General features: G+C 66.5%; 26 protein-coding genes and 1 tRNA gene. 18 read left to right on the top strand and 9 right to left on the bottom strand.

From position 1 onward, the window contains the following. The first annotated feature begins 23 nt into the window (after window positions 1-23). The 7 genes from KUV62_RS05675 to KUV62_RS05650 are packed head-to-tail and all read left to right on the top strand — an operon-like array spanning window position 24 to window position 5,477. Window positions 24-725, top strand: coding sequence for a response regulator transcription factor (locus KUV62_RS05675; protein WP_222602704.1), 702 nt, complete (start codon window positions 24-26; stop codon window positions 723-725). Window positions 726-728: 3 nt separating this feature from the next. Beyond that, window positions 729-2,459, top strand: a complete 1,731-nt coding sequence (locus KUV62_RS05670; protein ID WP_222602703.1) for a sensor histidine kinase — start codon at window positions 729-731, stop codon at window positions 2,457-2,459. Between the two features lie 13 nt (window positions 2,460-2,472). Continuing rightward, window positions 2,473-2,901 carry an HPr kinase/phosphorylase gene (locus tag KUV62_RS22675; RefSeq protein WP_261395338.1) on the top strand — a complete coding sequence of 143 codons (429 nt, stop codon included), beginning with the start codon at window positions 2,473-2,475 and terminating at the stop codon, window positions 2,899-2,901. A gap of 6 nt (window positions 2,902-2,907) precedes the next feature. Next, window positions 2,908-3,834: an RNase adapter RapZ gene (rapZ, locus tag KUV62_RS05665; RefSeq protein ID WP_261395337.1), complete on the top strand. Its 927-nt coding sequence runs from the start codon at window positions 2,908-2,910 to the stop codon at window positions 3,832-3,834. Further along, on the top strand, window positions 3,831-4,229 hold the full coding sequence (locus KUV62_RS05660; protein WP_222602702.1) for a PTS sugar transporter subunit IIA: 399 nt from the start codon (window positions 3,831-3,833) through the stop codon (window positions 4,227-4,229). The genes rapZ and KUV62_RS05660 overlap by 4 nt, the downstream gene beginning before the upstream one ends. A 40-nt stretch (window positions 4,230-4,269) precedes the next feature. Further along, on the top strand, window positions 4,270-4,548 hold the full coding sequence (locus KUV62_RS05655; RefSeq protein ID WP_007796885.1) for an HPr family phosphocarrier protein: 279 nt from the start codon (window positions 4,270-4,272) through the stop codon (window positions 4,546-4,548). A 47-nt stretch (window positions 4,549-4,595) separates the two neighbouring features. After that, a complete protein-coding gene (locus KUV62_RS05650) occupies window positions 4,596-5,477 on the top strand; it encodes a lysophospholipid acyltransferase family protein (protein ID WP_222602701.1) in 882 nt (293 codons plus the stop codon). A 97-nt stretch (window positions 5,478-5,574) separates the two neighbouring features. On the opposite strand, the gene KUV62_RS05645 is transcribed toward KUV62_RS05650, so the two are convergent. Then, window positions 5,575-6,450 (bottom strand): 3-hydroxybutyryl-CoA dehydrogenase, encoded by an 876-nt coding sequence (locus KUV62_RS05645; protein WP_222602700.1) that lies wholly within the window; start codon window positions 6,448-6,450, stop codon window positions 5,575-5,577. Between the two features lie 158 nt (window positions 6,451-6,608). Here KUV62_RS05645 and KUV62_RS05640 point away from each other — a divergent pair, with 158 nt between their 5' ends. The 6 genes from KUV62_RS05640 (at window position 6,609) to KUV62_RS05615 (ending at window position 14,300) form a co-directional block, all read left to right on the top strand. Next, window positions 6,609-7,439, top strand: a complete 831-nt coding sequence (locus KUV62_RS05640; RefSeq protein ID WP_222602699.1) for a DUF6473 family protein — start codon at window positions 6,609-6,611, stop codon at window positions 7,437-7,439. A 194-nt stretch (window positions 7,440-7,633) separates the two neighbouring features. Continuing rightward, a complete protein-coding gene (locus KUV62_RS05635; protein WP_222602698.1) occupies window positions 7,634-9,025 on the top strand; it encodes a bifunctional enoyl-CoA hydratase/phosphate acetyltransferase in 1,392 nt (463 codons plus the stop codon). 239 nt (window positions 9,026-9,264) lie between these two features. Further along, window positions 9,265-10,113, top strand: a complete 849-nt coding sequence (locus KUV62_RS05630; RefSeq protein WP_222602697.1) for a helix-turn-helix domain-containing protein — start codon at window positions 9,265-9,267, stop codon at window positions 10,111-10,113. Then, window positions 10,110-11,108: an ArsJ-associated glyceraldehyde-3-phosphate dehydrogenase gene (locus KUV62_RS05625; protein WP_222602696.1), complete on the top strand. Its 999-nt coding sequence runs from the start codon at window positions 10,110-10,112 to the stop codon at window positions 11,106-11,108. Before KUV62_RS05630 ends, KUV62_RS05625 begins: the two co-directional genes overlap by 4 nt. 62 nt (window positions 11,109-11,170) lie before the next feature. Next, complete coding sequence (gene arsJ, locus KUV62_RS05620) at window positions 11,171-12,439, top strand: organoarsenical effux MFS transporter ArsJ (protein WP_222602695.1); 1,269 nt, start codon at window positions 11,171-11,173, stop codon at window positions 12,437-12,439. 121 nt (window positions 12,440-12,560) lie between these two features. Then, entirely contained in the window at window positions 12,561-14,300 is a 1,740-nt protein-coding gene (locus tag KUV62_RS05615; protein WP_222602694.1) for a PHA/PHB synthase family protein, read from the top strand. A 52-nt stretch (window positions 14,301-14,352) separates the two neighbouring features. Here the strand turns inward: KUV62_RS05615 and KUV62_RS05610 are convergent, their stop codons facing one another. The 3 genes from KUV62_RS05610 to pheS all read right to left on the bottom strand — a co-directional run bounded on the left by KUV62_RS05610 (window position 14,353) and on the right by pheS (window position 16,206). Next, window positions 14,353-14,706 carry a phasin family protein gene (locus tag KUV62_RS05610; RefSeq protein ID WP_261395335.1) on the bottom strand — a complete coding sequence of 118 codons (354 nt, stop codon included), beginning with the start codon at window positions 14,704-14,706 and terminating at the stop codon, window positions 14,353-14,355. Between the two features lie 76 nt (window positions 14,707-14,782). Then, a complete protein-coding gene (locus KUV62_RS05605) occupies window positions 14,783-15,067 on the bottom strand; it encodes a YrhK family protein (protein WP_222602692.1) in 285 nt (94 codons plus the stop codon). Window positions 15,068-15,135: 68 nt separating this feature from the next. Next, entirely contained in the window at window positions 15,136-16,206 is a 1,071-nt protein-coding gene (gene pheS, locus KUV62_RS05600; protein ID WP_222602691.1) for a phenylalanine--tRNA ligase subunit alpha, read from the bottom strand. A gap of 134 nt (window positions 16,207-16,340) precedes the next feature. Here pheS and KUV62_RS05595 point away from each other — a divergent pair. Both KUV62_RS05595 and KUV62_RS05590 read left to right on the top strand, forming a co-directional pair. After that, window positions 16,341-16,417: transfer RNA gene (locus KUV62_RS05595), tRNA-Arg, on the top strand. A 126-nt stretch (window positions 16,418-16,543) separates the two neighbouring features. Beyond that, the gene (locus KUV62_RS05590) at window positions 16,544-17,281 is read left to right on the top strand and encodes a phosphatase PAP2 family protein (protein WP_222602690.1); all 738 of its coding nucleotides are present in this window, start codon (window positions 16,544-16,546) and stop codon (window positions 17,279-17,281) included. Window positions 17,282-17,365: 84 nt separating this feature from the next. Here the strand turns inward: KUV62_RS05590 and rplT are convergent, their stop codons facing one another. The 4 genes from rplT to pyk all read right to left on the bottom strand — a co-directional run bounded on the left by rplT (window position 17,366) and on the right by pyk (window position 19,887). Further along, window positions 17,366-17,731, bottom strand: a complete 366-nt coding sequence (gene rplT, locus KUV62_RS05585; RefSeq protein WP_007796779.1) for a 50S ribosomal protein L20 — start codon at window positions 17,729-17,731, stop codon at window positions 17,366-17,368. Between the two features lie 15 nt (window positions 17,732-17,746). Then, window positions 17,747-17,947, bottom strand: a complete 201-nt coding sequence (rpmI, locus tag KUV62_RS05580) for a 50S ribosomal protein L35 (protein ID WP_007796782.1) — start codon at window positions 17,945-17,947, stop codon at window positions 17,747-17,749. A gap of 151 nt (window positions 17,948-18,098) precedes the next feature. Next, window positions 18,099-18,323 carry a hypothetical protein gene (locus KUV62_RS05575; protein WP_222602689.1) on the bottom strand — a complete coding sequence of 75 codons (225 nt, stop codon included), beginning with the start codon at window positions 18,321-18,323 and terminating at the stop codon, window positions 18,099-18,101. 118 nt (window positions 18,324-18,441) lie between these two features. Then, window positions 18,442-19,887, bottom strand: coding sequence for a pyruvate kinase (gene pyk / locus KUV62_RS05570; protein ID WP_222602688.1), 1,446 nt, complete (start codon window positions 19,885-19,887; stop codon window positions 18,442-18,444). A 151-nt stretch (window positions 19,888-20,038) separates the two neighbouring features. Here pyk and KUV62_RS05565 point away from each other — a divergent pair, with 151 nt between their 5' ends. Together KUV62_RS05565 and KUV62_RS05560 are read left to right on the top strand one after the other, a co-directional pair. Beyond that, window positions 20,039-20,776, top strand: coding sequence for an N-formylglutamate amidohydrolase (locus tag KUV62_RS05565; RefSeq protein WP_222602687.1), 738 nt, complete (start codon window positions 20,039-20,041; stop codon window positions 20,774-20,776). Between the two features lie 50 nt (window positions 20,777-20,826). Continuing rightward, on the top strand, window positions 20,827-21,141 hold the full coding sequence (locus tag KUV62_RS05560; protein WP_222602686.1) for a DUF1244 domain-containing protein: 315 nt from the start codon (window positions 20,827-20,829) through the stop codon (window positions 21,139-21,141). 140 nt (window positions 21,142-21,281) lie between these two features. On the opposite strand, the gene KUV62_RS05555 is transcribed toward KUV62_RS05560, so the two are convergent. Beyond that, window positions 21,282-21,812 carry a DUF3576 domain-containing protein gene (locus KUV62_RS05555; protein WP_222602685.1) on the bottom strand — a complete coding sequence of 177 codons (531 nt, stop codon included), beginning with the start codon at window positions 21,810-21,812 and terminating at the stop codon, window positions 21,282-21,284. Window positions 21,813-22,083: 271 nt separating this feature from the next. Here KUV62_RS05555 and KUV62_RS05550 point away from each other — a divergent pair, with 271 nt between their 5' ends. Beyond that, the gene (locus tag KUV62_RS05550; RefSeq protein WP_222602684.1) at window positions 22,084-23,103 is read left to right on the top strand and encodes a porin; all 1,020 of its coding nucleotides are present in this window, start codon (window positions 22,084-22,086) and stop codon (window positions 23,101-23,103) included. The last annotated feature ends 2 nt before the right edge of the window (window positions 23,104-23,105 follow it).

Raw genomic sequence — 23,105 nt, 5'->3', positions numbered from 1 at the left:
GAGCAGAACAAGGAAACAATCCCATGTCGAAGATCGCCCTCGTGGACGATGACAGGAACATCCTGACATCGGTGTCGATGACTCTGGAGGCCGAGGGATTCGAGGTCGAAACCTACAATGACGGCCAGGCCGCGCTGGACGCCTTCAACAAGAAGATGCCCGACATGGCCGTCTTCGATATCAAGATGCCCCGCATGGATGGCATGGACCTGCTGCAGCGCGTGCGCCAGAAGTCCAAGATGCCGGTGATCTTCCTGACCTCCAAGGATGATGAGATCGACGAGGTGCTCGGCCTGCGCATGGGGGCCGATGACTACGTCAAGAAACCGTTCTCCCAGCGCCTGCTGGTCGAGCGCATCCGCGCCCTGCTGCGCCGCCAGGAAGCGGTCGCCGGCGAGGTCGTGGGCGACACTGAAGACACCAAGCTGATGACCCGCGGCTCGCTGACGATGGACCCGCTGCGCCACTCGGTGACCTGGAAGGGCCAGGACGTCTCGCTGACCGTGACCGAGTTCCTGCTGCTGCAGGCGCTGGCGCAGCGCCCGGGCTTCGTGAAGTCGCGCGACCAGCTGATGGACGTGGCCTATGACGATCAGGTCTATGTAGATGACCGCACCATCGACAGCCACATCAAGCGCCTGCGCAAGAAGATGCGATCGGTGGATCCCGATTTTTCCGCCATCGAAACGCTTTATGGTATCGGGTACCGTTACAACGAAGAGTAAGACATGGCGCTGGCCGAGAGGATCTCGATGCGCGACGACCAGCCGGGCGAACGGCAGGATGCAGATGTCGTGCTGGGTGACGATTTCGTCGCCCCCGACAGCACGATCGAAAAAGAGCTGCGCGACAGCCGCGCGCGGCGCAGCCTGTTCTCGCTCAACCGCTCGCCGCTGACCCGCAAGATCATCACGTTCAACCTGATCGCGTTGAACGTGTTGGTCGCGGGCATTCTCTGGCTCAATTCGTCGCGCGACACGCTCGTGGTGCAGCGCGGCAATGCCGTGGCCTCAGAGGTCGAGCTGATCGCAGACGTGATCGAAGCCTGGCTGCCCGAGGGCGGCCCCGCCGCGCTCGGCACCGGCGCCGCCGCCGATATCAACGGGCTCCTGCAGCAGCTCGACCTGCGCAACGGCACCGACCTGCTGGTCTTCGATGCCGGCAACTTCCTCGTCGGCGAGACCAGCGGCAGCCGCCCGCCCCTGCTGCGGTCCGGCCCCCGTGACGGCACCCGCCCAACCCTGATCTCCGATTTCCTTGACGGTATCTGGCGCGGCGTCGCTGGTATCTTCTCGTATTTCGAAAGCGCCCCGCAGCTCACCGTCGAAGACCGCCTGCGCCGGATGATCGAAACCGGCGACCCCACCATCACCCGGGTCCAGTCCGGCAAGGGCGATTCCGGTGAGACCCTGTTTGCCGGCTTCTCGCCGATCCGACAGGACGGCGCGGTGATCGGCACCGTGGCGCTGCTGTCGACCGAGGCAGAGATCGACGCCGTGGTCAGCGCCGAGCGCGAGCGCGTGCTGCAGATGTTCGTCATCGCGACGCTGGTCTCGATCGGCCTGAGCCTGGTGCTGGCCTCGACCATCGCCAACCCGATCTCAGATCTCGCCGACGCGGCCGAGATCGGCCGCGACCGCAACAACCGCAACAAGGGCAGCTCGCGCCGCATCCGCATCCCCGACCTGACCGCGCGGCCCGACGAGATCGGCCGCCTCTCTGGAGCGCTGCGCGGCATGGTCTCGGCGCTCTACGACCGCATCGACAGCAACGAACAGTTCGCCGCCGACGTGGCGCACGAGATCAAGAACCCGCTGGCCAGCTTGCGCTCGGCCATCGGCTCGCTGCGCATCGTCAAGAAGGAAGAGCACCGCGACAAGCTGCTCGACGTGATCGAGCATGACGTGCGCCGCCTCGACCGCCTGGTGAGCGACATCTCCAACGCCTCGCGGCTCGACAGCGAGCTGGTCAAGGAAGAGGAGCAGGAGTTCGACCTGCTCGAGATGATCGGCAACATCACCCAGTTCCTCGGCGAGGATGCCCGCGGCAAGGGGGTCGAGTTCATCACCGACCTGCCCGCCAAGCCGATCAACATCAGCGGCCTCGAGCCGCGGCTGGCGCAGGTCTTCGTCAACCTGATCACCAACGCCATCAGCTTCTGCGAGGATGGCGATGCGATCCGCGTCTGGGCCCGCCGCCGCGACAACCGCGTGCTCGTCGTGGTCGAGGATACCGGCCCAGGCATCCCGGAAGAGGCGCTGCAGAAGATCTTCAAGCGCTTCTACTCGCAGCGCCCGGAAAACGATTTCGGCAACAATTCCGGCCTCGGCCTGGCGATCTCGAAACAGATCGTCGAAGCCCATGGCGGCGTGATCTGGGCCGAGAACATCCGTCCCACCGAGGCCGACGTGACCTCCGAGCCGCTGGGTGCGCGCTTCGTGGTCGGCCTGCCGATCTGATCTTCGCCCACGCATGTCCGCCGACACCCCCGAGACCCAGCACGCCACCGCGGTGGCGGTCTCGGGGCGTGGCCTGCTGATCCGCGGCGCCTCCGGCAGCGGCAAATCCTCCCTCGCGCTCGCGATGATGGCGCATGGCGCGCAGCTCGTCGCCGATGACCGCGTCATCGTCCGTGCCCGCGACGGCGCGCTCTGGCTCGAGGCTCCTGCCCCGCTCGAGGGGCTCATCGAGGCGCGCGGGATCGGACTGCTGGGGGCCGAGACCAGCGGCCCCGTTCGGCTCTTCGCGGTGCTCGATCTCGACCGCGAAGAGGAGGCGCGCCTGCCGCAGCGCCGCGAAACCATGCTGCAAGGGCAAAGAATTCCCTTGCTTCACAAAACCGCGCATCCCTATTTTCCCGCAGCCCTGATGCAATATCTCAGGGGCGATCGAAGGGAATAGTCGAGGATGCAGGATCAGTCGAAAGGACAGCAGCGCGTGGTGCTGGTCACCGGGCCGTCGGGCGCCGGGCGCTCGACCGCGATCAACGCGCTGGAGGATTTCGGCTACGAGGCGATCGACAACATCCCGCTCAGCCTAATCCCGCGCCTGCTGCTCGACGGCGGCGCGCTGACCCGCCCGGTGGCGCTCGGTGTCGACATCCGCAACCGCGACTTCTCGGTACAGCGACTGCTCGACCTGCACCGACGCCTCGCCTCCGAGCCGGCGCTCGACGCGCAGCTGTTCTATCTCGATTGCAGCGCCGAGGTGCTGGCCCGGCGATATTCCGAGACCCGCCGCCGCCACCCGATGGCCCCCGACGAAAGCTACACCCAAGGCATCGAGCGCGAGCTGGCGCTGCTCGAGGAGGCGCGCATCGCCGCCGATATCCTGATCGACAGCAGCGATCTGTCGCCGCATGACCTGCGGGCGCAGCTGGAGGGGCTGTTTGCCGACCAGACCGGCCAGCGCCTTGCGGTGGCGCTGCACTCGTTTTCCTACAAGCGCGGCCTGCCGCAGGGGCTCGACTGGGCCTTCGACTGCCGTTTCCTCGACAACCCGCACTGGCAGCCCGAGCTGCGCGGCCTCACCGGGCTCGACGCCGCCGTGGTCGATTACATCGAAACCGATACACGCTTCGCGCCCTTCGTCGACAAGCTCACCGAGCTGGCGCTCTTCGTGCTGCCCGCCTGCAAGGACGAGGGCAAGGCGCACCTGACCTTCGGCATCGGCTGCACCGGCGGGCAACACCGTTCCGTTGCCGTGACGGAAAGGGTCGCACGTGCCCTTGCAGAGACCGGCTGGCAGGTGTCAATTAGACACCGCGAGCTCGAACGTCGCGGATTGGCCGACGCGACCGGCCAGCGCAGGACCATCGGAGGACAGAACGGGTGATCGGCATCGTGATCGTGGCCCATGGCGGACTGGCGAGAGAGTATCTCTCGGCGGTCGAACATGTGGTGGGCAAGCAGCCCGGGATCGTCGCCGTCACCATCGAGGCCGATCATGACCGCGGCGGCAAACAGGCCGAGATCTGCACCGCCGCCGACGATGTCGATACCGGCGACGGCGTCGTGGTGGTAACCGATCTCTATGGCGGCTCGCCGTCCAACCTGTCGCTTCTGGCCTGCCAGCCCGAGAACCGCCGGATCCTCTACGGCATGAACCTGCCGATGCTGATCAAACTGGCCAAGAGCCGCCAGAAAGCGGTTCCGGATGCGGTAAAAGGCGCACTTGAAGCCGGACGCAAATACATCGACAGCGTCAACGTCAAACCCGAGCCTCTGTGACCGGGACCGCGCAGGATCTGCCCAAGGGAAATCGTAGTTTATGTCCGACACCGTGCACCGCGAGCTGAAGATCGTGAACGAAAAGGGGCTGCACGCGCGCGCCTCCGCCAAGCTCGTCGAGGTGGTCGAGGGCTTCGACGCCCGCGCCGAGGTCAGCAAGGATGGCATGAGCGCCGGCGGCGACAGCATCATGGGGCTTTTGATGTTGGCAGCTTCCAAAGGAAGCTCTATTGAGGTTGAAACCTCGGGGCCGGACGCGGTCGCGCTGGCCGATGCGCTGGAAGCGCTGGTCGCGAACCGCTTCGGAGAAGAGAACTGACCGCCGGGAAACCCCACCGGCGCAGGAAGACGGAACAAGGCGGGCACATGGTTGAGAGCTATCAGGCCACGGCCGGTCAGGGCGGCGTCACACGCCCCCAGCATGCCCCCTACGACAAACGCAAGCTCAGCTATGCCAACACCTTCACCAACCCGTGGAAGGCCAACACCATCCGCGCGCTGGAATGGGCCACCGGCAAGATCCCCCTGATCCGGCTGGTGCGCCGGGTCGAGCGCGCCGGCATTCCCGACGGTCAGGAATTCTGGCGCCACGCGCTTGGCCACATGCGCATCCGTCTCGACACCCCCGCCGAGCAGATCGCACGCATCCCCAAGGACGGCCCGGTGGTCGTTGTCGCCAATCACCCGCACGGGCTGGTCGACGGCATGATCCTCGCCGACCTGATCGGCCGGGTGCGCACCGATTACCGCATCCTCACCCGCTCGCTGCTGACCGGGGTGAAGGAGATCGAGGAATTCATGATCCCCGTGCCTTTCCCGCACGAGGAGACCGCCCGCGAACAGAGCCTCGAGATGCGCGCCCGCGCCATGGACCACCTCAAGGGCGGCGGCGTCATCGCGCTGTTTCCGTCGGGCGTGGTGGCGGCGTCGCAATCGCTGCTGGGCCCGGCGATCGAGGCGGTGTGGAACCCGTTCACCGCGAAGATGATCCAGCGCTCCGGCGCCACGGTTGTGCCGATCTACTTCCCAGGCCAGAACAGTCGGGCCTACCAGATCGCCAACCGGGTCTCGCCGACGCTGCGGCAGGGGCTGCTGATCCACGAGGTGATGCATGCCTGCGGTCGTCCGCAGAAGCCGGTGGTTGGCGCGCCGATCACGCCCGAGACGGTGCGCGCCTGGAACGGCAAGCAGCGCGAGTTCGTCGCCTGGCTGCGCGAGGCCACGCTGGGCCTGCGCGCCGAGCTCTGAACCGGCCGCAGAAAATTCATACGAATTTTCTGATCCCCCTGCGCAGACCGATCTTCCGCCCGAAACAGATTTTTCGGACGAAAAATCTTGGCCGGCGTCAGCGCGTCGGCACCGGCTCCTCACCGCGATAATCGTAGAAGCCGCGCTTGGTCTTGCGGCCAAGCCAACCCGCCTCGACATACTTGGTCAGCAGCGGACAGGGCCGGTACTTGGTGTCCGCCAGCCCGTCATGCAGCACGTTCATGATCGCGAGGCAGGTGTCGAGCCCGATGAAATCGGCCAGTTCCAGCGGCCCCATCGGGTGATTGGCGCCCAGCTTCATCGCCATGTCGATCGAGCGCACGTTGCCGACGCCCTCGTAGAGCGTGTAGACCGCCTCGTTGATCATCGGCACCAGGATGCGGTTGACGATGAAGGCCGGGAAATCCTCGGCGCTGGCGGCGGTCTTGCCGAGATTCTCGACCACCTTCATGCAGGCCTCGTAGGTCTCCTGGTCGGTGGCGATGCCGCGGATCAGCTCCACCAGCTGCATCACCGGCACTGGATTCATGAAGTGGAAGCCGAGAAACTTCTCCGGGCGATCGGTGCGCGAGGCCAGCCGGGTGATCGAGATCGACGAGGTGTTCGAGGTCAGGATGGTATGCGGCAGCAGGTGCGGCGCGAGGCTGTCGAAGATCTTCTGCTTGACCGTTTCCTGCTCGGTCGCGGCCTCGATCACCAGGTCGGTCTGGCCGATCTCGGCGATGTCGAGCGTGGCCGAGATCCGGCCCAGCGCGCCGTCCCGGTCTTCCTGGGCGATCTTGCCGCGGCTGACCTGGCGATCCATGTTGGCGGCGATCAGGGTCATGGCCTTGTCGAGCGCATCCGGGCTGACATCCGACAGCCGGACCTCGTAGCCCGCCAGAGCCATCACGTGCGCGATGCCGTTGCCCATCTGGCCCGCACCCACAACACCGATCTTGCTGATATCCATCGCCCATAACCCTTCCGTTTGCGCGCCAAACATAGTCACGCGCCGCGACCCGCCGCAAGCGGGGCACGGCGGATTTGTCGGGCTTTTTCGCATTAGCAGAATCTCAACCCGACTGTCGGAGGCTCCCCATCGGGTGAGAATGAACCAAGGTGGGAGCCATGACCTTCGCCATGACAGCGCCGGGGGCGCTGGACTATTTTCCGTGCCGCTATGGCCGATCGCGGGTGCTGTTCCGGGGGCCGAGGCGGTCGCTCGACGCACCCTACCTCGCCTTCCTCGGCGGGACTGAAACCTATGGCCGCTTCATCGAAGAGCCCTTTCCGGCGCTGGTGGAGCGGCAATCCGGCAAGACCTGCGTCAATCTCGGCGTCGCCAATGCCGGGCTGGATCTCTATCTCAACGATCCCGGCGTGCTGCACGTGGCCGAGCAGGCCGAGCTCTGCGTCATGCAGATCATGGGCGCGCAGAACATGTCCAACCGCTATTACGGCGTGCATCCGCGCCGCAATGACCGGTTCCTGCGCGCCTCCGAGCGGCTCCAGACGCTCTATCCTGAGGTCGATTTCACCGAGTTTCACTTCAATCGCCACCTGCTTGGCCGGCTGCGCGCCCTCTCGGAAGAGCGTTTCGACGAGATCGCCGGCGAGCTGCGGCAGGCCTGGCTGGCCCGGATGAAGCATCTGCTGACCCTGCTTCGGGGCCGCGTTCTGCTGCTCTGGCTCTCCGAGCAGCAGCCGCCCGACGCGCCCGACAGCGCACTCGACAGCGGCGGCCCGCTGCTCATCGACCGCACCATGCTCGACGCCCTGCGCCCGCGCACCGTCGGGCTGATCGAGATGCCGCAGAGCGAGGCCGCCCGCCATCCCGGCGCGCCGGGGATGGTGTTCAGCGATTTCGAGGCCAGCGCCGCCGGCGAGCTCATGGGCCCGCTAGCCCATGAAGAGACCGCCGCCGCACTGACGCCGCTCATCGCCGAGTATCTCGGCTGACGCCCAAGCAGCCGCGCTGCCCGGTTTTTCAGCGCTCACGCGCCCGCAACGCATTGATCCACATCGCTTGCCGCAGTGCGGCGAGCGGACGCATGCGGGGGACGTGGACGCGGCAGGCAAAGCGTCTATAGCTGTGACCGGAGCTTGCCCTGCCCGCCATCCGGCGGCAGGCCCGTGAACAGCCGGAGACCTACATGCTGATCGAGAACCGCACCTTCGACGAACTCAAGGTGGGCGACAAGGCAGAGCTGAACCGCCTCATCACTGCCGACGACCTGCTGGTCTATGCCAACGTGTCGGGCAACCACAATCCGTTGCACATCTTCGATCAGGATGGCGATGGCGATGGTCGCCCCGAGGCGATGGCGCCGGGCTCGTTCATCGGCGCGCTGCTCGGCGCGGTGCTGGGCAACGTGCTGCCCGGCGCGGGCACCCTCTACCGCTCCCAGAACGCCCAGTTCCACGCCCGCGTCTTCGCCGGCGACGAGCTGGTGATCCGCGTCACCGTGACCGACAAGAACGAGCGCGAGACCACGGTGACGCTCGCGACCGAGGTGCGCCGCCTCTCCGACGGTGCGCTGGTGCTCTCCGGCATGGCCGAGGTGCTGACCCCGCGCCGCAAGGTCAGCTACAACAGCCACGACCTGCCCGGGCTGGTGGTGCAGCGTCACCGCCATTTCGAGAAGCTGCTGAAGCGCGCCGAGCCGCTCGCCGCGCTGAAGACCGCCGTGGTCTGCCCCGAGGAGCCCAACTCGCTCGGCGGCGCGCTCAAGGCCCGCGATCACACGCTGATCGAGCCGATCCTTATCGGCGATACCGACAAGATCGCCGAGGTCGCCTCGGCCATGGGAGTGACCCTCGACGGCGTCGAGATCCTGCACGAACCGCTGCATCGCAACGCCGCGCGCAGGGCCGTGGAGCTGGTCCACGAAGGCCGCGCCGAGGCGATCATGAAGGGCCATCTGCACACCGACATGCTGCTGCGCCCGATCCTCGACAAGCAGACCGGGCTGCGCATGGGCCGGCGCTTCACCCATATCTTCGTGATGGACGTGCCCGGCCAGCCACACCCGCTTCTGGTCACCGACGCGGCGATCAACATCGCTCCCGATCTCAAGACCAAGGTCGACATCACCCAGAACGCCATCGACCTCGCGATCTCGCTCGGCATCGAGCAGCCCAAGGTCGGCGTGCTTTCCGCCACCGAGACGGTGAACCCGGATATCCCCTCTTCGATCGACGCGGCGTTGCTGTCGAAGATGGCCGATCGCGGCCAGATCACCGGCGGGCTCGTCGATGGTCCTCTGGCGATGGACAACGCCGTCGACATCGCCGCGGCGCGCACCAAGGGCATCACCTCGGCGGTGGCCGGCCACGCCGAGATCCTCGTGGCGCCGAACCTCGACGCCGGCAACATGCTGGCCAAGCAACTGACCTATATTTCCCACGCCGAGGCGGCGGGGCTGGTGCTGGGCGCGCGGGTGCCGATCATCCTCAACAGCCGCTCCGACGACGACATGAGCCGCCTCGCTTCCTGCGCGGTGGCCGCGCTGCACCACGCGCGGATGAGCGGCAAACTGGGCTGAGGCGCAAGACGCGCCCCGCTGGTCGGGCGTGCGTCAAGCTGCATCGTGCTGAAGGTGATGGCCTCGCGCGTGGCGGGACGGCCATCGGCCTCTATTCCGCGCAAGGCCATGCTCCGACCCGAGCGCGCCATCGCGTCCCGCGCATGACCGTCAGACGCCCTGCCCGCTGATCGGCCTTCCGGGCGCTGTCATCAACTCTTCACTTGCCCAAATCCAGACGCTTCCATATTTCATGAAATATGGAAGCTTTACGATTCGAACAGCTCGGCACTCTCAGCCACCCGCAGCGCATGGAGCTGTTTCGCCTGCTCATGCGGCGCTATCCCGATGCGCTGCCCGCCGGCGAGATCACCGAAGTCCTCGGGCTCAAGCCCAGCACGGCCTCGGTCTATCTCTCCACTCTGCGCGAAGCCGGCCTGATCACCCAGACCCGGGTCGGGCGCTCGCTGCTCTACCGGGCGAATATCGCGGCGCTGCGCGGTCTCGTGGGCTTCCTGTTCAACGATTGTTGCCGGGGGCGGCCGGATCTCTGCCCGCCCGAGGCGCTCGCCAGCCAGCAAGGAGGACCGGCCATGTCCGACGGGAAATACAACGTGCTGTTCATCTGCACCGGCAATTCCGCGCGCTCGATCATCGCCGAGACGCTGCTGCGCGAACTCGCAGGCGACCGTTTCAACGCTTTCTCGGCCGGCACCAGGCCCTATTCCGAGCTCAACCCGATCGCACTCGCAACCCTGCGTGATAAGGGCTTCAAGACCGGGGGGCTGCGGGCCAAGAACATATCCGAATTCCAGGCTCATGACGCGCCGAAGATGGATTTCGTCTTCACCGTCTGCGACCGCGCCGCCAACGAGGACTGCCCCGCCTGGGCAGGCCAGCCGATCAGCGCCCATTGGGGTCTGCCCGATCCGGTGAAGGCCACCGGCACCGAGGCCGAGAAGAGCCTCGCCTTCCAGCAGGTCTACGGCATGCTCAAGCACCGCCTCTCGGCCTTCACCGCCCTTCCGATCGAGGCGCTCGACCGGATTTCCCTGCAACAGGCCGTCGACAAGATCGGCCAGACCGAGACCGAGGACCTCGCCGGATGACCACCTACGCACTGAACGGGCTTGGCCGCATGGGCAAGCTCGCCCTCCGCCCGCTGCTGGAGAAGGGCGCCAAGATCGCCTGGATCAACGACGCCGTGGGCGACCCGGAGATGCATGCGCATCTTCTGGAGTTCGACACCGTGCACGGTCGCTGGGAGGCCGAATTCTCGCACGACGCCGACAGCCTCTCCATCGACGGAACCCGCCTGCCGGTGCATTGCGAGAGGCGCCTCGAGGATCTGCCGCTCGCGGGCGTCGACGTGGTCATCGACTGCACCGGCGTGTTCAAGACCGAAGCAAAGCTCGCCCCCTATTTCGACGCCGGCGTGAAGAAGGTCGTGGTCTCTGCCCCGGTCAAGGACGGCCCGAGCGCCAATATCGTCTTTGGCGTCAACAACGACGCCTACGATCCCGCGCAGCACAGCATCGTGACGGCGGCGAGCTGCACGACCAACTGCCTCGCGCCGGTGGTCAAGGTGGTGCACGAAGCCCTGGGCATCAAGCACGGCATGATCACCACGATCCACGACGTCACCAACACCCAGACCATCGTCGACCGCCCTGCCAAGGATCTGCGCCGCGCCCGCTCGGCTCTGAACTCGCTGATCCCCACCACCACAGGCAGCGCCACCGCGATCACGCTGATCTATCCGGAACTGACCGGCAAGCTGAACGGCCACGCGGTGCGGGTCCCCCTGCTCAACGCCTCGCTGACCGACTGTGTCTTCGAACTTGAGCGCGAGACCACGGCAGAGGAGGTCAACGCGCTCTTCGAAGCGGCAGCGAACGGCCCGCTCAAAGGCATTCTCGGCTACGAGACCCGCCCTCTGGTGAGCTGCGACTATGTCAACGATCCGCGCTCGAGCATCGTGGATGCGCAATCGACGACGGTGGTCAACGGCACCCAGCTCAAGGTCTACGCCTGGTATGACAATGAATGGGGCTACGCCAACCGTCTCGCCGACGTGGCGCTGATGGTCGGCGCGTCGCTCTGACACGCGCGCGTCACGCTCTGCCGCTAGGCCATCCAAGACCGTAGAAAGCGACGAAAGCCGCCATGACCGACGCCCCCGAGAAGCCGCTCGCGGCCTATATCGCCGTCACCGCCGCCTACTGGGCCTTCATGCTCACCGACGGCGCGCTGCGCATGCTGGTGCTGCTGCATTTCCACACGCTCGGCTTTTCGCCGGTGCAGCTCGCCTATCTCTTCGTGCTCTACGAGATCGCGGGCGTGGTGACCAACCTCTCGGCGGGCTGGATCGCGGCGCGGTTCGGTCTGACCACGACGCTCTATGCCGGCCTCGGCCTGCAAGTGCTGGCGCTGCTGGCGCTGGCGCAGCTCGATCCGGAATGGGCGATCGGGGCCTCGGTGGCCTTCGTGATGCTGGTGCAGGGCGCCTCTGGCGTCGCCAAGGACTTGGCCAAGATGTCGTCGAAATCGGCGGTGAAGCTGCTCGCTCCGAAGGGCGAGGATGGGCTCTTCCGCTGGGTCGCGGCGCTCACCGGCTCGAAGAACGCGGTGAAGGGGCTTGGCTTCCTGCTCGGCGCGGCGCTTTTGGGGCTGGCAGGCTTCGTGCCGTCGGTGCTCGCCATGGCGGGGGTGCTGGCGGGGATCCTCGTGGCGGTGGCGCTGCGCATGCCCAAGGGCCTGCCCACGGGCCGCAAGGATGCCAAGTTCCGCGAGGTGCTTTCGAAGAATCGCAACGTCAACTGGCTGAGCTTCGCGCGGGTCTTCCTGTTCGGTGCCCGCGACGTCTGGTTCGTCGTCGGCATCCCGATCTATTTCTACGCCGTGCTGTCCGACGGCAGCGAGGCGGGCAACCGCGTGGCCTTCTTCACCATCGGCAGCTTCATGGCGCTGTGGATCATCCTCTACGGCGCGGTGCAGGCGGCGGCGCCGCGGCTGCTCAAGGCGAAGCAGCGTGGCGAGGCGGCGCTGGTCGGCGATGCGCGGCACTGGGCGCTGGCGCTCTTCGTGGTGCCGGCGCTGCTGGCGCTGCTGGTGGCGTTCGCGGGCGCGCCCGCGCCTTGGCTGACGGCCACGCTGGTGCTCGGGTTGCTCGTCTTCGGGGCGATCTTCGCGGTGAATTCCTCGCTGCATTCCTACCTTATCCTCGCCTTCTCCGAAGACAGCCGGGTGACGATGGACGTGGGCTTCTACTACATGGCCAACGCCACCGGGCGGCTGCTGGGCACGGTGCTCTCGGGCGCGAGCTACCAGCTTGGCGGGCTGCCGCTCTGCCTTGGCACCGCCGCCATCATGGTCGCGCTGAGCGCCTGGGGGGCCGGCCGGCTGCGCCCGCACCCGGCGGCACGGGCGGCCTGAGCCCCCCGCGCCCGGATTGTTTCCGCCAACATCTGGAAAACTCTCGAAAAACGACGCAACGTCACCAAAGACCTTGCGCCGGATCAAGGCGGCTTGCGGCGGATCGTGAGACCCCGGAGCCATGGAACATGCTGGCCCCATCACCCCCGCAGAAGCCGTCCCCTCACGGGACACGCCCCCGCACGCCGCCATCGACCGCTCCTATCACGCGGCGCTCGGCAGCCTGACCGGTGGCCTGTCGCCGATGGGGCTCGCCACCGCGTGGTTCGACTGGGCGGCGCATCTGGCGGGCTCTCCCGCCAAGCAGGCCGAGCTGCAGGAACGCGCCGTGTCCAATGCCGCGAAGGCAATGCAGGCGGCGGTGAGCTGCCCGTGGCGTCCGAGCTCAGAGAGCTGCGCCGCAATGGCCGCCGACAAGCGCTTCCGCGACGAGGAATGGCAGCGCGCGCCCTACAACCTCGTCGCGCAATGGTTCCTGCTCACCGAGGACTGGTGGAACGCCGCCACCAGCGGCGTGCAGGGCATGGCCCCGCGCCACGCGCAGATCGTCAACTTCGCCACCCGCCAGACCCTCGACATGCTGGCGCCGTCGAATTACGCGGCGACCAACCCGGTGGTGCTCGACCGCACACGCGAGGAGCGCGGTGCCAACCTGCTGCGCGGCCTACAGAACTGGATGGAGGATTTCGCCCGCGACGCCGAGGGCGCCCCGCCCGAGACCGGCGGCTTCAAGGTCGGCGAGACTCTCGCGACCACGCCCGGAGAGGTGGTCTATCGCAACCGGCTAATCGAGCTGATCCGCTACCGCCCGACCACCGAGACGGTGCAGGCCGAGCCGCTGCTGATCGTCCCGGCCTGGATCATGAAATACTACATTCTCGACCTGTCGGCGCATAACTCGATGGTGCGCTTCCTGCTCGACCAAGGCATCGAGGTCTACATGATCTCCTGGCTTAACCCGGGCGAGGAGGATGCCGATCTCGGGCTTGAGGATTACGTGCGGCTCGGTATCTTCGACGCGCTCGAGGTGATCGAGAAGGCCGTGCCGGGCGAGAAGATCCACGCGGCCGGCTACTGCCTCGGCGGCACGCTGCTGTCGATCGCCGCCGCCGCGATGGCGCGCGATGGCGACACGCGGCTCGCCTCGCTGACCTTGCTCGCGGCGCAGGTCGATTTCACCGAGGCTGGCGAGATCACCCTGTTCATCGATGACAGCCAGGTCGCCTTCCTCGAAGACATCATGGCCGAGCAGGGCTACCTGAAATCCGACCAGATGGCCGGCGCCTTCCAGATGCTGCGCTCGAACGACCTGATCTGGTCGCGCACCATTCGCGAGTATCTCCTCGGCGAGCGCGGCAACATGAACGACCTGATGGCGTGGAACGCCGATGCCACGCGGATGCCGGCGCGGATGCATGCGGAATACCTGCGCAAGCTCTTCCTCGAGAACCGGCTGGCGCTGGGGCAATACAGCGTCGGCGGCCGTCCGATCTCGCTCGAGGATATCGAGGTGCCGGTCTTCGCCGTGGGCACCGAGCGCGACCACGTGGCCCCGTGGCGCTCGGCGTGGAAGATCACCCGCTTCGCCGACGGGACCAACACCTTCGTGCTGACCAGCGGCGGGCACAATGCCGGCATCGTCTCCGAGCCCGGCCACCCGCGGCGGCATTATCGCGTCGGCCCCGTGCCCGGCCATGCCACCGATCCCGATCTCTGGATCAAGGCGCATCCGCTGCGCGAGGGCTCGTGGTGGCCGGAATGGAGCGACTGGCTGACGACACACTCCTCCGACCGCCGCCCGGCCAAGAACGCCCCCCTGCCCTCGCTGGGCGCGGCCCCGGGGAGCTACGTCTTCGGCTGAGGGCGCCCCTTTGGGGAGCGCCCTCGTCCTAGCGGATCTACGCGCCTGCGCGCTAGGTCTTCGGCTGATCCCGTGTGCCCTGCTGCGGGAACCAGATCTGCTCGAGCATCTCGGTCATCCGGCCGAGATGCGCCCGGTAATCCGACACCGCCCGGCGGAAGAACGCCGCCTGGATCCGCGCGAGCTCGGCCGGGCTGCGGCTGTGCAGGATCTCGTGCTGGGTTTCCACCTCGGCGCGGATCCGGTCGGCGTAGAAGCTCTGCATCTCGCTGCCGAGATCGAGCCAGGCGTCGAACACGCCGGTGGCGGCAAAGGGCTCGAGGCTCCAACGGATGCGGAACTCCTGCGGCACCGGGACGGGCGCCGGATCGGTCTGCAGTCGGTCTGTCGTGACGATGCTGTTCATGGTCTCCTCCACGCTCATAGTCGTGGATTGTACCAGCTTGGGAGAGTCGCCGCCTTGATCCCGGTCAGGCCCGGGGTCAGTCGTTCTGGGCGCGCTCGGCCAGCCGGTCGAGCTGGCCCATGCGGTAAAGCTTGATCTCGCGCGCCAGCCGAAGCGTCGGCTTGGCCATGAACAGCACCGAGCCAACGGTGAAGAGCCAGATCGCCGGGGTCTCGTATTCCGGCCAGAAGAACAGCACCGAGCCGATGGTGAAGCAGACGGCGGCACCGAAATCGACAAGCGTGTGGGCGATCTCGAACAGCGCATAGACCCGCCGCGTGTCGGCGTTGCGCTGGCGGTTGGCGTGGTTGAAGAGCTTCATCGCGGGAGGTTCCTTCGGTCGGGAGACGTTGCCCCGACCTTAGGTCTACTGCCCGCGAAGACCAGCGATCAGCGCGAGAGGCCGCCCCGGATCGTCGGCACGTCTAGCGAGGCGAAGCCGTAATGGCGCAGCCAACGCAGGTCGCTGTCGAAGAAGGCGCGCAGGTCGGGGATGCCGTATTTCAGCATCGCGATACGGTCGATGCCCATGCCGAAGGCAAAGCCCTGCCATTCGTTCGGATCGATGCCGCCGGCGGCCAGCACCTTGGGGTGCACCATGCCGGAGCCCAGAACCTCGAGCCAGTCGTCGCCCTCGCCCACCACGACCGAGCCGTCCTTCCACTGGCACTGGATGTCGACCTCGGCCGACGGCTCGGTGAAGGGGAAGTGCGAGGCGCGGAAGCGGGTCTTCACCGTGGTGCCGAAATAGGCCGAGAAGAACTCTTCCAGCACCCACTTGAGGTTGGCCATGGAGATGTTCTTGTCGATGGCGAGGCCCTCGACCTGGTGGAACATCGGCGTGTGGGTCTGGTCGTAATCGGCGCGGTAGACGCGGCCCGGGCAGATGATCCGCAGCGGCGCGCCCTGCGCCTCCATCGAGCGGATCTGCACCGGCGAGGTATGGGTGCGCAGCACGTGCGGCGGGCGCTCGTCGCCCTCGGCGCGGTGCATGTAGAAGGTGTCCATCTCGGCGCGCGCCGGGTGGTGGCCCGGGATGTTGAGCGCGTCGAAATTGTACCAGTCCTGCTCGATCTGCGGGCCCTCGGCCACCGAGAAGCCCATATCGGCGAAGATCGCGGTGCACTCTTCCCAGACCTGGCTCACCGGGTGGATCGAGCCCTGGCGGCGAGTGCGGCCCGGGAGCGTCACGTCGAGCCATTCCGAGGCGAGGCGTTCGTTGAGAGCGGCATCGGCCAGCGCCGCCTTCTTGGCGGCGAGCGCGCTGTTGATCTCGTCCTTGAGCGCGTTGAGCTTCGGGCCCATGACCTGACGCTCTTCCGGGCTCATCTTGCCGAGGCTGCGCATCTGCAGGCTGATCTCGCCCTTCTTGCCAACCGCCTGCACCCGCAGGTCTTCGAGCGCCGCCTCGTCGGCAGCAGCCCCAATCAGCTCGATGTATTTTCCGCGCAGATCATCCATCTCGGCACCCTCGTATCCAGGAGTTGTCCGTCACCTAGCGGGGCCGGTGGAAAGACGCAAGTCGCAGGGGCAAAACCCGCGCGCCAAGGCCGATTGCGTGGCCCCTCTCTTGCGGCTAGAACGGGCGGGCGCACGGCCCGTTAGCTCAACTGGATAGAGCAGCTGACTTCTAATCAGCAGGTTCGGGGTTCGAGTCCTCGACGGGTCGCCAGCGCGCTTCTCCCCGCCCTTCCGACGCCGATCTCGAAACCGATCTCCCGGGCGCTCTCCGCTTGCCTCCCGCCGCGCGCGCCCCACCTTGTCGGCGGCAGCCCGAAGGCCGCGAAGGAGACCAAGAATGCACCTGCCCGCCCCGATCACCGCCCTCACCCGCCGCATCGAAGCGATGACCCTGCTCGGCATCGTCGTCGTTGCCGGGGCGCTCTGGGGTTTCGTGGCGCTAGCGGCGGAGATGCTCGAGGGCGACCTGCACGCCTTCGACGAGGCGGTGCTGCTGGCGCTGCGCACGCCCGGCGAGCCGGCCAACCCGATCGGCGGGCCGCAGATCGAGGTTGCGATGCGCGATCTCACGGCGCTCGGCGGTGTCACCATCCTGACGCTGATGACGGCGGCGGTGCTGATCTACCTCGTGTTGCGCGGCAAGCGCGCCTCGGCGCTCTTCGTGTTCTGCGCCGTACTGGGCGGCCAGCTGCTGTCGCATTTCGCCAAGTTCGCCTTCTCGCGCCCGCGCCCCGACCTTGTTCCGCATGGTGTCGATGTCGCCACCGCCTCGTTCCCGTCGGGGCATTCGATGATGGCGGCGGTGACCTACCTGACGCTCGCGGTGATGCTGGCGCGCACCGAGAGGCGCCGCCGGATCCGGGTCTTCCTCGTCCTGATGGCGGCGCTGCTGGCCATGCTCGTCGGCACAAGCCGGGTCTATCTCGGGGTGCACTGGCCGTCCGACGTGTTGGCAGGCTGGAGCCTTGGCGCTGCCTGGGCCTTCGGCGTGGCGCTGCTGGCCCGTTGGCTGGCGCGGCGCGGCCAGATCGAGCCAGAGGCGTCCGAGGCCCCCTCCGACCCCCGCTCCACCTAAGCCGCCTTGCCTGACCGCCGGACATAAAAAAACCGCGCCCGGAGCCCCGGACGCGGTGTTTTTCGATCTCGAAGGGTCGGTCGCTTACGCGGCCAGCGCACCCTTGGCCTGATCCACGATCGCACCGAAGGCTTCGGGCTCGTGAACGGCGAGGTCTGCGAGGACCTTGCGGTCGACCTCGATGCCGGCCTTGGTCAGACCGTTGATGAACTTCGAGTAGGTCAGAGCCTCGTCATGCGCGCGGACGGCTGCGTTGATACGCTGGATCCACAGGGCGCGGAAGTTGCGCTTGCGGTTCTTGCGGTCGCGGGTCGCGTACTGGTTCGCCTTGTCGACGGCCTGTGCGGCAACCTTGAAGGTGTTCTTGCGACGGCCGTAGTAGCCTTTCGCCTGATCGAGAACCTTCTTGTGACGGGCGTGGGTGACGGTACCACCTTTGACTCGTGCCATGTGTCTAGCCTCCTATCAGCGGTCGTAGGGCATGTAGCCCTTGACGATTTTTGCGTCGGGAGCCGACAGCGTGGTGGTGCCGCGAGCGTCGCGGATGAACTTCGTGGTGCGCTTGATCATGCCGTGGCGCTTGCCAGCCTGACCTGCGACGACCTTACCGGTGCCGGTCACCTTGAAGCGCTTCTTGGCGCTCGATTTTGTCTTCATCTTGGGCATTTCCGTCTCCTTGACGTTCTGCGGTGAACGCGCGACTCGGCATGCCACTGAGGGCCGGACGCGCGGTAGGAGGCGCTCCTATAGGCGCGACGGGGCTTTGATGCAAGCGGGAATCCGGGTGCGGACGGGCAGCGACGCCCCCCAGGGGCGGCTATCGCACGACATCGGCGATGACGCCATAGACCGCATCCGGCACATCCTGAAAGGCATAGCCTCCGGGCGCGCTCGTGTTGCCGTGCAGCAGCACCGCCAGCGCCGCCACCGCGAGCCCGCCGCCGATATAGGGCCTGCGGCTGTCGGCATAGGCCGAGAACAGCGCCAGAACGGCGCAGCAGGCGAGAAACAGGCCAAGAACAAGCAGCTGATCGGGTGTCATGCGGCGGAGGCTAACACGGGGCTCGGGCGCTGTCTTGGCAGGATACACGAGGCCGAAAAGCAGAAAGGGCCTCCGCGCCTTGTGACGCGGGGGCCCTTCGATTCGGCCTACAACCGGATCACTCCGGGTCGGTGGAGTAGATCAGCCGCTCGTCGCAGGGGGCGACGCGCAGGATGTTGGTGGTGCCGGGCATGTTGAACGGCACACCGGCAGTGACCACGATCTGGTCCTCGGAGCCGGCATAGCCCTGCGCCCGTGCGGCGCGGGCGGCGTTGACCACCGCCTGCTTGAAGCGCTCGAGCTCGCCGGTCATCACGCAGTTCACGCCCCAGGTCAGCGACAGCCGGCGGGCGGTGCCGCGCAGCGAGGTCATGGCGATGATCGGCACCCGCGGACGCTCGCGCGCCACCTTGGCCACCGTGGTGCCCGAGGAGGTGAAGCAGCAGATCACCTTGATGTTGGCCGACTCTGCGATCTCGCGGGCGGCGGCGACGATGCCGTCGGCCACGCCAGTCTTCTCGATGTTGCGGCTGGCCTCGATCACCTCGGTATAGGTGCTGTCCTTCTCGACGCCGACGGCGACGTTGTTCATCGTCGTCACCGCCTCGACCGGGTACTGGCCGGCAGCCGATTCCGCCGAGAGCATCACCGCGTCGGCTCCCTCGTAGATCGCCGTCGCCACGTCGGAGACCTCGGCGCGGGTGGGCATCGGGCTCTCGATCATCGATTCGAGCATCTGGGTGGCGACGATCACCGGCTTGCCGGCAGCGCGGCACTTGCGGATCAGGCGCTTCTGGATCGGCGGCACCGCCTGCACAGGCAGCTCGACGCCGAGATCACCGCGCGCCACCATGATGCCGTCGGAGGCCTCAAGGATGGCGTCGAAGCTCTTCACCGCCGAGGGTTTCTCGATCTTCGACAGGATCGCGGCGCGGCCGTCGCAGAGCTTGCGCGCCTCTTCCACGTCCTCGGGGCGCTGCACGAAGCTGAGCGCCAGCCAGTCGACGCCGAGCGCCGCGGCAAACTCGAGATCCTTGCGGTCCTTCTCGGAAAGCGCCGCCAGCGGCAGCACCACGTCGGGCACGTTGACGCCCTTGCGGTTGGAGATCGTGCCGCCCGCCTCGACGATGCAGTTGGCGAAATCCTCGCCGCATTCCTCGACCCGCAGGCGGATCTTGCCGTCATTGACCAGAAGGTGCGCGCCCACGCCGAGCGCCTGGAAGATCTCCGGGTGCGGCAGGCAGACGCGCTTCTTGGTGCCCGGTGCCTTGTCGAGATCGAGGCGGAAGGTCTCGCCCCATTCCAGCTCTTCCTCGCCGTTCTCGAACTCGCCGACGCGGAGCTTCGGACCCTGCAGGTCGGCGAGGATGGCGATCGGGCTGTCGAGATCCTTCTCGACCTGCCGGATGGCCCGGTGCAGCTTGGTGATGTCCTCGTGGGTGCCGTGGCTCATGTTGAGGCGGAACACGTCCGCCCCCGCCTCGTGCAGGGTGCGGATCATCTCGTAGGTGTTGCTCGCCGGGCCAAGCGTGGCCACGATTTTCACTTTGCGCAAACGTCTCATTTTCCGTCTCCCTGCTGCTACGCCGGACCGGCGCCGCATTTCGTTCAGCGTTTAAACCAGTTACCGCTAACGCCCTCTTACCCGGGGTATTGCGCAATTCCCTTCATGGCGCAACTGCTCTAAACCGGCGGGTGCGAACAAGACGGCTGCCATGACCTACACACCATACCAGATAGAGGGAGAGGGCCGGAAAGGGCGCTTTCTGGTCACCTGCGATCATGCGACCAATACCGTGCCGCCCGATCTGGGGGGAACCCTTGGTCTGCCCGAGCCCGACATGGCGCGCCACATTGCCTATGATGTAGGCGCTCTGGGAACCGCGCGCGCCCTGGCCGAGGCGCTCGACTCGCCGCTGGTCTGGGCCGACTTCTCGCGCCTGGTGATCGATCCCAACCGCGGCGAGGACGACCCCACCCTGCTGATGCGACTCTATGACGGCTCGATCATTCCCGGCAACCGCCATGCCGACGAGGAAGAGAAGGCGCGCCGGCTCAACGCCTATCATCGCCCCTACCACGCCGCGCTCGAGTTGCTGGCCGCGTCGCGGGGCGAGGTGGCGATCGTGTCGGTGCACTCCTTCACACGGCAGCTGCGCGGCCGCCCCACCCGGCCTTGGCATGTCGGTATCCTGCACGCCTGGGACGCGCGGCTCTCGGATCCGCTGATCGCCCGGCTCGAGCAGGAGCCCGACCTGACCGTGGGACGCAACCAGCCCTATCCCGGCCACCTGCCCGGCGACGCCATCGACCGCCACGCGCTGCGCCATGGCCGGGTGAACACGCTGATCGAGCTGCGCAACGACCTGATCGAGACCGAAGAGCAGCAGCGCCACTGGGGCGCGCGGCTCGCGCCGCATCTTCAGGCGGCTCTCGACTCGGTGCCCGAGTAGCCCCACATAACCGGGCAGACACCCATCCCAAGACGACGACGGAGGACATCATGGACGACCAGACCCGAATCGAACTCGAGGCCGCCGCCTTCCGCCGGCTGCAAAAGCACCTGATGCAGGACCGGCAGGACGTGCAGAACATCGACCTGATGAATCTCGCCGGCTTCTGCCGCAACTGCCTCTCGCGCTGGTACCAGGAAGCCGCTGCCGAGCGCGGCATCGAGATGGGCAAGGAAGTGGCGCGCGAGATCTTCTACGGCATGCCCTATGACGAATGGAAATCGCTGAACCAGACGCCGGCGGATGACGCCAAGAAAGCCGCCTTCGAGACGGCCTTCGCGGAGAATGTCGGCAAGAAGAGCTGAACCGGCGCGCGGGGCCGCTGCCGAGCCCCGCCCCGAAACGCGCCCGAAATCAGCCCGGAACGAGAAAGGCGCGGCCCCGTGGTCCGCGCCTTTTATTCTGCCAGATGGTTACGCCCGGGACGGACCAGAAGGCCGCGTTGTTAGAGGTTGCTGTCGCGGGCCCGCAGCTGACGGGCACGGGTCAGGATGGCATCCTCCACAGCCCGTGTCGTGGCTCCATCGACCGGGCCGCCGCGGGTCATCAGCGCGACGTTGAGCGAGCGCGCGTCGAGCGCCGGGTCGGAAATGTAAATCGTCGCGCGGTAGGCGCCGCCGCCGCCCGGCGGGGTGCCGTAGCCGGTGGTGATCACGCCGGTGAAGGGATCGACCGAGTCGACCGGCAGGAAATCCAGCACGTCGAGCGAGGCATTCCAGATGTAGCGGTTCACCGCGCCGACCTTGCCGGCATCCTCCCGTGCGCCGAAGATATCCCAGATCGTCGAGTCGGGCTTCCCGTCGCGACCGTAGATTTCCTGCTCGATGATCTCCTGCGACGTCTCGGCATTGCCCGGCGGCACGTTGCGGGTGTCGGCGCCCTGCCCGTCGAACCAGCTGTTCACCGTTCCGCAGCCAGAGAGCAGCAGCAGCCCGCCCGTGAAGATGGCAACCTTCGCCGTCCGCATAAAACTCATCCGCTCGCGCTCCTGCCCGTCTCTTAATTCTGCTCCTGCATACTCGTGCGCTGGACGCGCGACAAGTCGGGATTGCCGCAGGAAAACCGCCGATGCCGGCCGGCGCGCGGGGCCCTTGGGCGGCGTTGTGACAATTGCGCATCACTGATTTGCTTGTTGCCCGCCCCTTCCAGCCCGCAGTTGCAAACGAAGGCTCCGAGGGCGCATAGAAAGCCCATCAAGGCCGGGCTACCCGGATTGGTACGTGCCTTACGAACACATGAGGGAAACAATGAAAAGCATTCTGTTTGCTACCACCGCGCTGGTTGCAACCGCTGGCGTCGCCTCCGCAGAAATCGCTCTGACCGGCATGGCCGAGATGGGTATCTTCCAGCCGGGCGTCCAGACCAAGGCAGACGGCGAAGTGATCGACGGCGAAGCACAGTTCTTCACCGACATCGACGTCACCTTCACCATGTCCGGCGAAGCCGACAACGGCCTGACCTTCGGCGCGTCGATCGACCTCGACGAATCGAACACCGGCGCGTTCGAGACCGGGTCGCAGCAAGGTGGTGAAACGATCTTCATCTCCTACGGTGGCGCGACCTTCACCATGGGTGACACCGACGGCGCACTCGACGCCCGCGTCCCGGAACTGGCGCTTGCAGGCGGCTCGCTGAACGACGACGAAACCGTTCACCTCGGCTTCAACCACTCCGACGGCTTCGACCTCGACTCCGACGGCGTTGGCCTCTCGCTCGACGGCCTCGGCGACGGCCAGATCGCTCGTTTCGACTACGCCTACGACGCCTTCACCTTCTCGCTGTCGGCTGAGCAGGTTGACGACGGCGCAGACGCGGACGTCACCGGCAACACCATCTGGGGCCTCGGCGTTTCGTACGCCGGCCAGGTGTCCACTGTCGACCTGAACGTCGGCCTCGGCTACCAGACCCTGGAAGACTATGCTGACATCACCACCGTCGCAGTGACCGGTGGCTTCGGCAGCGGCTTCTCTGCCGGTCTGACCTACACCAACGCCGACCTCGCCAGCGACTCCTTCGGCGACACCGACAGCGTCGAGCACTGGGGCATCGGCCTCGGCTACGAGATGAACGCTCTGGCCCTCGGCCTGAACTACGGTGAGTACGACATCGACGGCGGCGACAGCCTGTCCGGTTGGGGCTTCGCAGCTCTGTACGACCTGGGTGGCGGTCTCGAAGCCCGCTTCGGCTACGGCTACTCCGAGTTCGACCTTGGCGGCATCGACGACGACTACGACACCTACTCGCTGGGTCTGCGCATGAACTTCTAATC

Origin of the sequence: Salipiger bermudensis (assembly GCF_019801965.1) — a bacterium.
Taxonomy (GTDB): domain Bacteria; phylum Pseudomonadota; class Alphaproteobacteria; order Rhodobacterales; family Rhodobacteraceae; genus Salipiger; species Salipiger bermudensis_A.
This window is presented reverse-complemented; position numbering and strand designations above follow the sequence as displayed.

What these genes read in the sequence shown, in the direction of transcription:
- rpmI (WP_007796782.1), bottom strand. Translation starts at nt 17,947, where the DNA reads ATGCCCAAGATGAAGACAAAATCGAGCGCCAAGAAGCGCTTCAAGGTG.
- KUV62_RS05675 (WP_222602704.1), top strand. Translation starts at nt 24, where the DNA reads ATGTCGAAGATCGCCCTCGTGGACGATGACAGGAACATCCTGACATCG.
- KUV62_RS05575 (WP_222602689.1), bottom strand. Translation starts at nt 18,323, where the DNA reads ATGACACCCGATCAGCTGCTTGTTCTTGGCCTGTTTCTCGCCTGCTGC.
- pyk (WP_222602688.1), bottom strand. Translation starts at nt 19,887, where the DNA reads ATGAGACGTTTGCGCAAAGTGAAAATCGTGGCCACGCTTGGCCCGGCG.
- KUV62_RS05655 (WP_007796885.1), top strand. Translation starts at nt 4,270, where the DNA reads ATGTCCGACACCGTGCACCGCGAGCTGAAGATCGTGAACGAAAAGGGG.
- KUV62_RS05565 (WP_222602687.1), top strand. Translation starts at nt 20,039, where the DNA reads ATGACCTACACACCATACCAGATAGAGGGAGAGGGCCGGAAAGGGCGC.
- rapZ (WP_261395337.1), top strand. Translation starts at nt 2,908, where the DNA reads ATGCAGGATCAGTCGAAAGGACAGCAGCGCGTGGTGCTGGTCACCGGG.
- KUV62_RS05590 (WP_222602690.1), top strand. Translation starts at nt 16,544, where the DNA reads ATGCACCTGCCCGCCCCGATCACCGCCCTCACCCGCCGCATCGAAGCG.
- KUV62_RS05615 (WP_222602694.1), top strand. Translation starts at nt 12,561, where the DNA reads ATGGAACATGCTGGCCCCATCACCCCCGCAGAAGCCGTCCCCTCACGG.
- KUV62_RS05625 (WP_222602696.1), top strand. Translation starts at nt 10,110, where the DNA reads ATGACCACCTACGCACTGAACGGGCTTGGCCGCATGGGCAAGCTCGCC.
- KUV62_RS05560 (WP_222602686.1), top strand. Translation starts at nt 20,827, where the DNA reads ATGGACGACCAGACCCGAATCGAACTCGAGGCCGCCGCCTTCCGCCGG.
- KUV62_RS22675 (WP_261395338.1), top strand. Translation starts at nt 2,473, where the DNA reads ATGTCCGCCGACACCCCCGAGACCCAGCACGCCACCGCGGTGGCGGTC.
- KUV62_RS05630 (WP_222602697.1), top strand. Translation starts at nt 9,265, where the DNA reads ATGGAAGCTTTACGATTCGAACAGCTCGGCACTCTCAGCCACCCGCAG.
- KUV62_RS05555 (WP_222602685.1), bottom strand. Translation starts at nt 21,812, where the DNA reads ATGAGTTTTATGCGGACGGCGAAGGTTGCCATCTTCACGGGCGGGCTG.
- KUV62_RS05645 (WP_222602700.1), bottom strand. Translation starts at nt 6,450, where the DNA reads ATGGATATCAGCAAGATCGGTGTTGTGGGTGCGGGCCAGATGGGCAAC.
- KUV62_RS05550 (WP_222602684.1), top strand. Translation starts at nt 22,084, where the DNA reads ATGAAAAGCATTCTGTTTGCTACCACCGCGCTGGTTGCAACCGCTGGC.
- KUV62_RS05640 (WP_222602699.1), top strand. Translation starts at nt 6,609, where the DNA reads ATGACCTTCGCCATGACAGCGCCGGGGGCGCTGGACTATTTTCCGTGC.
- KUV62_RS05605 (WP_222602692.1), bottom strand. Translation starts at nt 15,067, where the DNA reads ATGAAGCTCTTCAACCACGCCAACCGCCAGCGCAACGCCGACACGCGG.
- pheS (WP_222602691.1), bottom strand. Translation starts at nt 16,206, where the DNA reads ATGGATGATCTGCGCGGAAAATACATCGAGCTGATTGGGGCTGCTGCC.
- KUV62_RS05635 (WP_222602698.1), top strand. Translation starts at nt 7,634, where the DNA reads ATGCTGATCGAGAACCGCACCTTCGACGAACTCAAGGTGGGCGACAAG.
- KUV62_RS05650 (WP_222602701.1), top strand. Translation starts at nt 4,596, where the DNA reads ATGGTTGAGAGCTATCAGGCCACGGCCGGTCAGGGCGGCGTCACACGC.
- arsJ (WP_222602695.1), top strand. Translation starts at nt 11,171, where the DNA reads ATGACCGACGCCCCCGAGAAGCCGCTCGCGGCCTATATCGCCGTCACC.
- rplT (WP_007796779.1), bottom strand. Translation starts at nt 17,731, where the DNA reads ATGGCACGAGTCAAAGGTGGTACCGTCACCCACGCCCGTCACAAGAAG.
- KUV62_RS05610 (WP_261395335.1), bottom strand. Translation starts at nt 14,706, where the DNA reads ATGAACAGCATCGTCACGACAGACCGACTGCAGACCGATCCGGCGCCC.
- KUV62_RS05670 (WP_222602703.1), top strand. Translation starts at nt 729, where the DNA reads ATGGCGCTGGCCGAGAGGATCTCGATGCGCGACGACCAGCCGGGCGAA.